This window comes from Micromonospora sp. NPDC049089 (assembly GCF_040648775.1).
GTDB lineage: Bacteria > Actinomycetota > Actinomycetes > Mycobacteriales > Micromonosporaceae > Micromonospora.
The window spans coordinates 1-11,535 of record NZ_JBEZEH010000221.1 but is presented as its reverse complement, the minus strand read 5'-3'; the positions used below and the strand labels follow the sequence as shown (position 1 = coordinate 11,535).

4 protein-coding genes are annotated in these 11,535 nt (G+C 68.2%); 2 read left to right on the top strand and 2 right to left on the bottom strand.

Annotated features, from left to right (window positions below):
- The first annotated feature begins 163 nt into the window (after positions 1-163).
- Positions 164-1,489: a hypothetical protein gene (locus tag AB0B48_RS28315; protein ID WP_357206796.1), complete on the top strand. Its 1,326-nt coding sequence runs from the start codon at positions 164-166 to the stop codon at positions 1,487-1,489.
- A 62-nt stretch (positions 1,490-1,551) separates the two neighbouring features.
- Here the strand turns inward: AB0B48_RS28315 and AB0B48_RS28310 are convergent, their stop codons facing one another.
- Positions 1,552-5,709, bottom strand: coding sequence for a fibronectin type III domain-containing protein (locus AB0B48_RS28310; protein ID WP_357206794.1), 4,158 nt, complete (start codon positions 5,707-5,709; stop codon positions 1,552-1,554).
- Between the two features lie 117 nt (positions 5,710-5,826).
- Between AB0B48_RS28310 and AB0B48_RS28305 the strand changes: the two genes are divergently transcribed.
- Positions 5,827-9,984: a fibronectin type III domain-containing protein gene (locus AB0B48_RS28305; RefSeq protein WP_357206794.1), complete on the top strand. Its 4,158-nt coding sequence runs from the start codon at positions 5,827-5,829 to the stop codon at positions 9,982-9,984.
- Between the two features lie 62 nt (positions 9,985-10,046).
- On the opposite strand, the gene AB0B48_RS28300 is transcribed toward AB0B48_RS28305, so the two are convergent.
- On the bottom strand, positions 10,047-11,372 hold the full coding sequence (locus tag AB0B48_RS28300) for a hypothetical protein (protein ID WP_357206796.1): 1,326 nt from the start codon (positions 11,370-11,372) through the stop codon (positions 10,047-10,049).
- Positions 11,373-11,535: the final 163 nt, after the last annotated feature.

Sequence of the window (11,535 nt, the reverse complement as noted above, 5' to 3'; positions counted from 1 at the left end):
GGTCGGCCAACTCGCGGCCGAGCTGGGTGTCGACCGGCTGCTCGTGGTGGGTGAGCCGGCCGCGCCGATCCACGAAGCGAGCGGATCGACGAGCCGTTCGAGCTGTGGTCGTGACCGGGCCGGTGCGGATGCCGTACCGGGTTGCGCCGGGCAGAGTGGAGGCATGACGACCGACCTGCACGGCCCGCTGTCCGCGTACGCCGAAAGGCTGCACGCCACCATCGGCGATCGGCACCACGTCGCCTCCCCGCTCGGCGCCTGGCTGCTGCTGGCACTCAGCGCCGCCACGACCGAAGCCGGCCAGGCGGCCGGCTCGCTCCGGGCCGACGCCGACCCGGCGAGCGGGTCGGAGACGGCGGCCGGGTCAGAAACAGCGGCCGGGTCGGCGACGGCGGCCCGCCCGGACGCGGCGGGCGAGGGGCTGGCGGCGGCGCTGGGCACCGACCTGACCAGCGCGGCCGACGTGGCGCGCGTCCTGTTGGACGCACCGCATCCGCTGGTCGCAGCCGCCACCGCGCTGTGGCTCCGCAGCCGTCGGCCGGTCGACGAATCGGCCGGGTGGCGGGCCACGCTCCCCACAGCGACCGAGGTCGACATCCTCCCCGACCAGGCCGGTTTGGACGCGTGGGCGCGCGAGCACACGGACGGCCTGATCGAGACGTTCCCCCTGAAGGTCAGCCAGGACGTGGTGTTCGCGCTGGCCAGCGCGCTGGCCACCCGGATCTCCTGGGCCGAGCCGTTCGACGTCACCGACGCCCACGCGCTCGGTCCCGACAGCGCGTGGAGGGGCGACCTGCGGCAGGTGCTGCGCAGCCCGAGCCACGGGCACCGGGGCGCCATCGTCGCGACCGAGCGGGCCGGTGACGTGATCGTGCACGCCGCCAGCGCCCAGCCGAGCGAGGGCGCGGGGCTGGTGGTCCTCTCGGTGGCCGCCGCGCCGCACGTCCCGGCGGCCGATGTGCTCGCCGCCGCGTACCGGCTCAGCGTTGGCGCTGCCGACGGCGCGCAACCGGCGGGTCGGCGCTCACTGTTCGACCTGCCGCTCGGCGAGACGCCCCTCTGGACGCTGCGCGAGGAGCGGGTACGGACCCACGCCCGCGACGGCCGCGAGGAGCGGCACCAGGCGGTGCTCCCCTGCTGGTCGGCGCGGAGCGAGCACGATCTGACCGCCGAGACGCTGGGCTTCGAGGCCGCGGCCGCGACGCTGGCCCGGGCACTCGACCAACCGGTCCAGGGATTCGAGGCGGGTCAGGTGGCGATGGCCCGGTACGGCCGGTACGGGTTCGAGGCAGCGGCGGTGACCGGGATGTTCGGCACGGTCAGCCTGCCCCCGGAGGGGGTCGCCCGCACCGCCGAGCTGCGCTTCGGCCACCCGTACGCGGTGGTGGCCGTCGCCACCGACACCCGGGCCGACGGCTTCACCGGCCGGTGCCTGGGGTTGCATGTCTCCTGGGCCTGGTTCCCGGCGCCGGCCGAGGTGGTGGGGTAGTACATTGAGGGCTGCGGGGTGCCGGCAGTCCCGCCGCCCCACCCCCGACCGCGCCCGGTCACTTAGTTGTTGGGGTCGAAGTCGCAACTATCGTCGTAGGGACCCCCGTATCCGCCGTTGCGCAAATTGGCGGTTATCTCGAAGTAGTTACCCTCCCACGAATTGTGGTAGCGCAGTTTGGAATACGCTACCGCCGCGCCGTAGTCCTTGAGGAAGAAGGCGGGCGCTCCGATCTTGTAGGTGGTCCACTGCTGAGCGTGGAACGCCTCGTGTCGCATGAGGTCCGGTCCACTGCTCTCGGCGATCGCGCGACCGTACTTGTCCTGGAGACACACGCGACTCCTGGCTTCGTATCGAAGCTTCTCTTTGAACTTGTCGCGACCCTTGAAGAAGAAATAGTCGCCTGTCGTCTGCGGCTGGTCGTCTAGCGGCGGCGTCTCGCCAAAACAGACCTTCTGCCACAGATCCTTGAAGCAGGACGAGCCATGTCTCGTCGCCCACCCCAACCCGGCGGCGTTGCTCAGGTTCCAGGTGTTCTCGGAGCGGACCACCGTCGAGGCCGACGGGACCCAGAACGGCACCTCGCTGGCCACCGGGCTGTACGACGAAGCGGACTCGTTGATGGCGACCACTCTGAACTCGTAGACGTCACGACTGTTGTCGGTGTACCAGGTAAATGCTGTGTCCGTGGTGTTGTAGACGGCCGTCCAGTCGCGCCGCTCCCACTTGTTACGGAGTTGGACCTGATAGTAAGGCACGCCGCAATCGGTCGTGACGGATCGTGACCACTTCAGATCCACCCGGGCATCGCCAGGGGTGGCATAGAACGACCGCGCCGGCCCTGGCGTCGGAGCCACTGGCTTGGCGCTGACGGTGTTGCTGAGTGGGCTCTCCCCGCTGATGTTGTCGGCCAGTATCCGGAACTGGTAGGTGTGCGTGTTGATGAGAATGTCCATCTTGATGGTGGACAAGCCGACGATGGGATAAATCCCGCGCGTCCAGTTCTGGCCGGACGTCGCGTCACGGTACTCGATCCAGTGATAGACGTTCTTCGTGGCACTCGGCGTCCAGCTCAGCGTGACGCTCCCGCAGCCGACCGACGTCACCTTGAGGCCAGAGGGCGCCTGCGGTATGGGCGGCATCGGTCGTACGCTCACCACATTGGACGGGCTGCTCTCGCCAGCGACGTTGCTGGCGCGGACACGGTATTCGTAGACATGCCCGTTGCTCAGGTAACCCATGGTGATGCTGGTCCCACCCGGGACCGGATACTCGGCCCGTCGCCAACTCTGACCCGCGGTGACGTCCCGGTACTCGATCAGGTAGTAGGCGTTGGGGAATGTGCTCGCACTCCAACTGAGGGTGGCCTCGCCGTCACCAGCCCTCGCAGTCAGATTCGAGGGAGGGCCGGGAAGCGGGGGTAAGGGCTTGGCCGAGACGGTGTTGGACGCCGGGCTCTGTCCGCCCGCATTCGACGCCGTCACCCTGAAGTCGTACCAGTGCCCGTTCTCCAGGAACTGCATCGTGATCGAGTTGCCGTCGATCGGCAACGGGGTTCGCTGCCACGACTGCCCAGCGGTGGTGTCCCGGAAGTAGACGAAGTATTGGGCGTTGGGGGTCGCGGACCGGGACCAGGACAGGGTGACCTTGCCATCGCCCGCCTGGGCCGAGAGGTTCGACGGCGGCGACGGCAGACTGTAGTAGGCGGTGGCCTGGACCGACGACGACTTCGACCCCTCGCCGGCAACGTTCATCGCGGCGACCCGGTACTCGTAGACATGCCCGTGGAGGAGATACTCCATCGTGATCGAGGTCTCGCTGCTGAGGTATTCGAGCCGGGTGAAGGTGCTCTGACCTGCGGTGACGTCTCGCCAGTAGATGGCGGAGTACGCGCCGGCCACGGGGGTGTCCCAGTTCAGTTCGATCTTTCCTTCGCCCATCGCGGCGGCACGGAGGTTGGTCGGAGCGCCCGGGAGGGCGTACGACGAGGTCGCGCTCGCGGCCGTACTGCTCGGTCCCTCGCCAGCCGCGTTCGTGGCCGCGACCTTGAACTCGTAGCGATGCCCGTGGGTCAGGTACTGGGCGGTGGCCGCGGTGCCCTCCGTGACCGGGTAGGGCCACGCCTTGAACACGGACTCGCCCGCCGTCACGTCGCGTTGGTAGACGCGGTACCACACGTTGGTGCTGACCGCCTGCCAGGAGAGTTGAATGGTCCCGTCGGACTTCGCCACGGCGGACAGGCTCGCTGGCGCGGCCGGCAGTGCCGGCGCGGGAGTCACCGCCGCGACGTTGCTCGCCGGTCCCTCGCCGGCGCCGTTCGTCGCGGAGATCTTGAACTCGTACTGGTGTCCATTGGCGAGATAGAGCGCCTTCGCGGTGGTGCCCTCGGTCACCGGGTACGGCCACGGCGTGAAAGCCGTCTCGCCAGCGGTCACGTCGCGTTGGTAGATGCGGTACCACACGTTCGGGCCGGGAGCCTGCCAGCTGAGAGTCGCCTGACCGTCACCGCGGGTGGCCGTCAGGGCCGTCGGCGCACCGGGTAGGGGGAACGTGGCGGTCGCGCGGGCGGCGTTGGAATGGGCCGACTCCCCGCCCTGGTTGGTGGCGGCCACCTTGAATTCGTACTCGTGACCGTGCAGCAGGTAGGTGGCTGTCGCGGTGGTCATGTCCACGACCGGCAACGGCCAGGCCGTGAAGGTGGTCTCCCCCGCGGTGATGTCCCGTTGGTAGACCCGATGCCACACCCTGCCCGGCGGCGCGGTCCAGGACAGTGCCACGTCCCCGTTCGGTCGTGCTGTCGCCACAAGGCCGGTGGGCGCTGCCGGCACCGCGTAGCTGGCTGTGGCCCGAGCCGTCGACGACCACGGTCCCTCCCCGCCACCGCCGACGGATCGTACGCGGAACTCGTATTCGGCTTGGTGGTCGAGCAGGCTGACAGTGAGAGTGGTGGCGGATCCGTCAGGGTGCGCGAGTGGCAGCCACTCGGTCTTACCCGCGGTGATGTCCAGGCGTTCGACCTGGTAGTACCAGGCCCGCTCGGCCGGCTGCCAGTTCAGCGCGATGTCGCCCGATGTCTTCGCGGTGGCGACCAGGCCGGTGGGCGCGGGAGGGGGCTCCACGCGAACCGTCGCCGACGCCGTGTTCGAGGCCTGCCCTTCGCCAACCTCGTTCTCGGCGGTGATCTTGTACTCGTAGAGATGACTGTCTCGCAGCAGGGTGAGGTCGATGCTGGTCGCACCTGTCGAGGCAGGAAGTCGGACCCACTGGATCTGTCCGACGGTCGTGTCCCGCTGGTAGATCCAGTACTTGAGCCCTTGGCCGGTCGGCCCCTGCCAGGCGAGGTGGACGCCCCCCACCGCGTCCGCGGTCGCGGTGAGGTTGGTGGGCGCCGCCGGTAGCCGCGTCGGGTCTGGGACCGCTCGGGGCCAGTCGATCTCGATGAATCGCGGCCGGTAGATGGAGACGTCGGCGATGGAATCTTCCGTGTTGAGGGCGTTGACGTTATACGACAGAAGCAGCTTGCCGGGTCGCGCCAGAGCCTGGTGTATCGACGTGTCGTAGACGATGGTGGGAGGTGTATTTCCCGCCTCCGGCGCCCGCGCCAACTCTGTCGGCCCACTGAAGGGCCCGGTAGGCGAGTCCGCGAAGTAGGCGACGATCACGTTGTTGAAGACCAGGTGGGTGTCCACCGTCGTCATGACGTAACGCCCGTCCAGCTTGCTGACCGTGAACGCCGTGCCGACTCCACTGACGATTCGCGCCGAGGAGTTTTCGTCCGTGGACCAGGCAGAACCATTCCAGAACTGCCATTGCCCGGCCAATCCCCCGATCGGGACCCGCGCTGCGTGAGCAAACTTGAAATCCGCCGTGTGTTCCGATCCGTACACGTAGGTGTATCCGTTGTCGTTCACCAACGTCTGCCCCCAGGTGATCCGGGGGCTGTATGGCAGCTCTCGCACCTGGGTGACCGTGAGCGCCGGAAGGCTCAGCGTGACGAGCGCGTTTCCAGTCGGCGCGACGTCCAGGTTCCCGGGGCCGGTGGCCTCGTACCTGTTGACGAGAACTTCGAGGTTGTTGCCGGTGACAACCGCACCCGCGACCCAGCAACCGAGGCCGACGCTGTCGTCGCACATGAGAGACTTGGGAGCGCTCGACGTCCCGCCGTGCAGGGTAGTGGTGAGCGCGGATCCCTCCTGCACCACGAGCGTGTTGTGCACCATCGGAGAATTGACCGGACATTTTCGGTCCTCCTGCCGGACGGCAGACTGGCATGGCTCTTCTCGGACACATTCCTGGGCTTGGTAAATGCTGACGGGTCACGTCCGGTCAATTCTCCGATGGTGCACAACACGCTCGTGGTGCAGGAGGGATCCGCGCTCACCACTACCCTGCACGGCGGGACGTCGAGCGCTCCCAAGTCTCTCATGTGCGACGACAGCGTCGGCCTCGGTTGCTGGGTCGCGGGTGCGGTTGTCACCGGCAACAACCTCGAAGTTCTCGTCAACAGGTACGAGGCCACCGGCCCCGGGAACCTGGACGTCGCGCCGACTGGAAACGCGCTCGTCACGCTGAGCCTTCCGGCGCTCACGGTCACCCAGGTGCGAGAGCTGCCATACAGCCCCCGGATCACCTGGGGGCAGACGTTGGTGAACGACAACGGATACACCTACGTGTACGGATCGGAACACACGGCGGATTTCAAGTTTGCTCACGCAGCGCGGGTCCCGATCGGGGGATTGGCCGGGCAATGGCAGTTCTGGAATGGTTCTGCCTGGTCCACGGACGAAAACTCCTCGGCGCGAATCGTCAGTGGAGTCGGCACGGCGTTCACGGTCAGCAAGCTGGACGGGCGTTACGTCATGACGACGGTGGACACCCACCTGGTCTTCAACAACGTGATCGTCGCCTACTTCGCGGACTCGCCTACCGGGCCCTTCAGTGGGCCGACAGAGTTGGCGCGGGCGCCGGAGGCGGGAAATACACCTCCCACCATCGTCTACGACACGTCGATACACCAGGCTCTGGCGCGACCCGGCAAGCTGCTTCTGTCGTATAACGTCAACGCCCTCAACACGGAAGATTCCATCGCCGACGTCTCCATCTACCGGCCGCGATTCATCGAGATCGACTGGCCCCGAGCGGTCCCAGACCCGACGCGGCTACCGGCGGCGCCCACCAACCTCACCGCGACCGCGGACGCGGTGGGGGGCGTCCACCTCGCCTGGCAGGGGCCGACCGGCCAAGGGCTCAAGTACTGGATCTACCAGCGGGACACGACCGTCGGACAGATCCAGTGGGTCCGACTTCCTGCCTCGACAGGTGCGACCAGCATCGACCTCACCCTGCTGCGAGACAGTCATCTCTACGAGTACAAGATCACCGCCGAGAACGAGGTTGGCGAAGGGCAGGCCTCGAACACGGCGTCGGCGACGGTTCGCGTGGAGCCCCCTCCCGCGCCCACCGGCCTGGTCGCCACCGCGAAGACATCGGGCGACATCGCGCTGAACTGGCAGCCGGCCGAGCGGGCCTGGTACTACCAGGTCGAACGCCTGGACATCACCGCGGGTAAGACCGAGTGGCTGCCACTCGCGCACCCTGACGGATCCGCCACCACTCTCACTGTCAGCCTGCTCGACCACCAAGCCGAATACGAGTTCCGCGTACGATCCGTCGGCGGTGGCGGGGAGGGACCGTGGTCGTCGACGGCTCGGGCCACAGCCAGCTACGCGGTGCCGGCAGCGCCCACCGGCCTTGTGGCGACAGCACGACCGAACGGGGACGTGGCACTGTCCTGGACCGCGCCGCCGGGCAGGGTGTGGCATCGGGTCTACCAACGGGACATCACCGCGGGGGAGACCACCTTCACGGCCTGGCCGTTGCCGGTCGTGGACATGACCACCGCGACAGCCACCTACCTGCTGCACGGTCACGAGTACGAATTCAAGGTGGCCGCCACCAACCAGGGCGGGGAGTCGGCCCATTCCAACGCCGCCCGCGCGACCGCCACGTTCCCCCTACCCGGTGCGCCGACGGCCCTGACGGCCACCCGCGGTGACGGTCAGGCGACTCTCAGCTGGCAGGCTCCCGGCCCGAACGTGTGGTACCGCATCTACCAACGCGACGTGACCGCTGGCGAGACGGCTTTCACGCCGTGGCCGTACCCGGTGACCGAGGGCACCACCGCGAAGGCGCTCTATCTCGCCAATGGACACCAGTACGAGTTCAAGATCTCCGCGACGAACGGCGCCGGCGAGGGACCGGCGAGCAACGTCGCGGCGGTGACTCCCGCGCCGGCACTGCCGGCCGCGCCAGCGAGCCTGTCCGCCGTGGCGAAGTCCGACGGGACCATTCAACTCTCCTGGCAGGCGGTCAGCACCAACGTGTGGTACCGCGTCTACCAACGCGACGTGACGGCGGGCGAGTCCGTGTTCAAGGCGTGGCCCTACCCGGTCACGGAGGGCACCGCGGCCACCGCCCAGTACCTGACCCACGGGCATCGCTACGAGTTCAAGGTCGCGGCCACGAACGCGGCTGGCGAGGGACCGAGCAGTACGGCCGCGAGCGCGACCTCGTCGTACGCCCTCCCGGGCGCTCCGACCAACCTCCGTGCCGCCGCGATGGGCGAAGGAAAGATCGAACTGAACTGGGACACCCCCGTGGCCGGCGCGTACTCCGCCATCTACTGGCGAGACGTCACCGCAGGTCAGAGCACCTTCACCCGGCTCGAATACCTCAGCAGCGAGACCTCGATCACGATGGAGTATCTCCTCCACGGGCATGTCTACGAGTACCGGGTCGCCGCGATGAACGTTGCCGGCGAGGGGTCGAAGTCGTCGTCGGTCCAGGCCACCGCCTACTACAGTCTGCCGTCGCCGCCGTCGAACCTCTCGGCCCAGGCGGGCGATGGCAAGGTCACCCTGTCCTGGTCCCGGTCCGCGACCCCCAACGCCCAATACTTCGTCTACTTCCGGGACACCACCGCTGGGCAGTCGTGGCAGCGAACCCCGTTGCCGATCGACGGCAACTCGATCACGATGCAGTTCCTGGAGAACGGGCACTGGTACGACTTCAGGGTGACGGCGTCGAATGCGGGCGGACAGAGCCCGGCGTCCAACACCGTCTCGGCCAAGCCCTTACCCCCGCTTCCCGGCCCTCCCTCGAATCTGACTGCGAGGGCTGGTGACGGCGAGGCCACCCTCAGTTGGAGTGCGAGCACATTCCCCAACGCCTACTACCTGATCGAGTACCGGGACGTCACCGCGGGTCAGAGTTGGCGACGGGCCGAGTATCCGGTCCCGGGTGGGACCAGCATCACCATGGGTTACCTGAGCAACGGGCATGTCTACGAATACCGTGTCCGCGCCAGCAACGTCGCTGGCGAGAGCAGCCCGTCCAATGTGGTGAGCGTACGACCGATGCCGCCCATACCGCAGGCGCCCTCTGGCCTCAAGGTGACGTCGGTCGGCTGCGGGAGCGTCACGCTGAGCTGGACGCCGAGTGCCACGAAGAACGTCTATCACTGGATCGAGTACCGTGACGCGACGTCCGGCCAGAACTGGACGCGCGGGATTTATCCCATCGTCGGCTTGTCCACCATCAAGATGGACATTCTCATCAACACGCACACCTACCAGTTCCGGATACTGGCCGACAACATCAGCGGGGAGAGCCCACTCAGCAACACCGTCAGCGCCAAGCCAGTGGCTCCGACGCCAGGGCCGGCGCGGTCGTTCTATGCCACCCCTGGCGATGCCCGGGTGGATCTGAAGTGGTCACGATCCGTCACGACCGATTGCGGCGTGCCTTACTATCAGGTCCAACTCCGTAACAAGTGGGAGCGGCGCGACTGGACGGCCGTCTACAACACCACGGACACAGCATTTACCTGGTACACCGACAACAGTCGTGACGTCTACGAGTTCAGAGTGGTCGCCATCAACGAGTCCGCTTCGTCGTACAGCCCGGTGGCCAGCGAGGTGCCGTTCTGGGTCCCGTCGGCCTCGACGGTGGTCCGCTCCGAGAACACCTGGAACCTGAGCAACGCCGCCGGGTTGGGGTGGGCGACGAGACATGGCTCGTCCTGCTTCAAGGATCTGTGGCAGAAGGTCTGTTTTGGCGAGACGCCGCCGCTAGACGACCAGCCGCAGACGACAGGCGACTATTTCTTCTTCAAGGGTCGCGACAAGTTCAAAGAGAAGCTTCGATACGAAGCCAGGAGTCGCGTGTGTCTCCAGGACAAGTACGGTCGCGCGATCGCCGAGAGCAGTGGACCGGACCTCATGCGACACGAGGCGTTCCACGCTCAGCAGTGGACCACCTACAAGATCGGAGCGCCCGCCTTCTTCCTCAAGGACTACGGCGCGGCGGTAGCGTATTCCAAACTGCGCTACCACAATTCGTGGGAGGGTAACTACTTCGAGATAACCGCCAATTTGCGCAACGGCGGATACGGGGGTCCCTACGACGATAGTTGCGACTTCGACCCCAACAACTAAGTGACCGGGCGCGGTCGGGGGTGGGGCGGCGGGACTGCCGGCACCCCGCAGCCCTCAATGTACTACCCCACCACCTCGGCCGGCGCCGGGAACCAGGCCCAGGAGACATGCAACCCCAGGCACCGGCCGGTGAAGCCGTCGGCCCGGGTGTCGGTGGCGACGGCCACCACCGCGTACGGGTGGCCGAAGCGCAGCTCGGCGGTGCGGGCGACCCCCTCCGGGGGCAGGCTGACCGTGCCGAACATCCCGGTCACCGCCGCTGCCTCGAACCCGTACCGGCCGTACCGGGCCATCGCCACCTGACCCGCCTCGAATCCCTGGACCGGTTGGTCGAGTGCCCGGGCCAGCGTCGCGGCCGCGGCCTCGAAGCCCAGCGTCTCGGCGGTCAGATCGTGCTCGCTCCGCGCCGACCAGCAGGGGAGCACCGCCTGGTGCCGCTCCTCGCGGCCGTCGCGGGCGTGGGTCCGTACCCGCTCCTCGCGCAGCGTCCAGAGGGGCGTCTCGCCGAGCGGCAGGTCGAACAGTGAGCGCCGACCCGCCGGTTGCGCGCCGTCGGCAGCGCCAACGCTGAGCCGGTACGCGGCGGCGAGCACATCGGCCGCCGGGACGTGCGGCGCGGCGGCCACCGAGAGGACCACCAGCCCCGCGCCCTCGCTCGGCTGGGCGCTGGCGGCGTGCACGATCACGTCACCGGCCCGCTCGGTCGCGACGATGGCGCCCCGGTGCCCGTGGCTCGGGCTGCGCAGCACCTGCCGCAGGTCGCCCCTCCACGCGCTGTCGGGACCGAGCGCGTGGGCGTCGGTGACGTCGAACGGCTCGGCCCAGGAGATCCGGGTGGCCAGCGCGCTGGCCAGCGCGAACACCACGTCCTGGCTGACCTTCAGGGGGAACGTCTCGATCAGGCCGTCCGTGTGCTCGCGCGCCCACGCGTCCAAACCGGCCTGGTCGGGGAGGATGTCGACCTCGGTCGCTGTGGGGAGCGTGGCCCGCCACCCGGCCGATTCGTCGACCGGCCGACGGCTGCGGAGCCACAGCGCGGTGGCGGCTGCGACCAGCGGATGCGGTGCGTCCAACAGGACGCGCGCCACGTCGGCCGCGCTGGTCAGGTCGGTGCCCAGCGCCGCCGCCAGCCCCTCGCCCGCCGCGTCCGGGCGGGCCGCCGTCGCCGACCCGGCCGCTGTTTCTGACCCGGCCGCCGTCTCCGACCCGCTCGCCGGGTCGGCGTCGGCCCGGAGCGAGCCGGCCGCCTGGCCGGCTTCGGTCGTGGCGGCGCTGAGTGCCAGCAGCAGCCAGGCGCCGAGCGGGGAGGCGACGTGGTGCCGATCGCCGATGGTGGCGTGCAGCCTTTCGGCGTACGCGGACAGCGGGCCGTGCAGGTCGGTCGTCATGCCTCCACTCTGCCCGGCGCAACCCGGTACGGCATCCGCACCGGCCCGGTCACGACCACAGCTCGAACGGCTCGTCGATCCGCTCGCTTCGTGGATCGGCGCGGCCGGCTCACCCACCACGAGCAGCCGGTCGACACCCAGCTCGGCCGCGAGTTGGCCGACC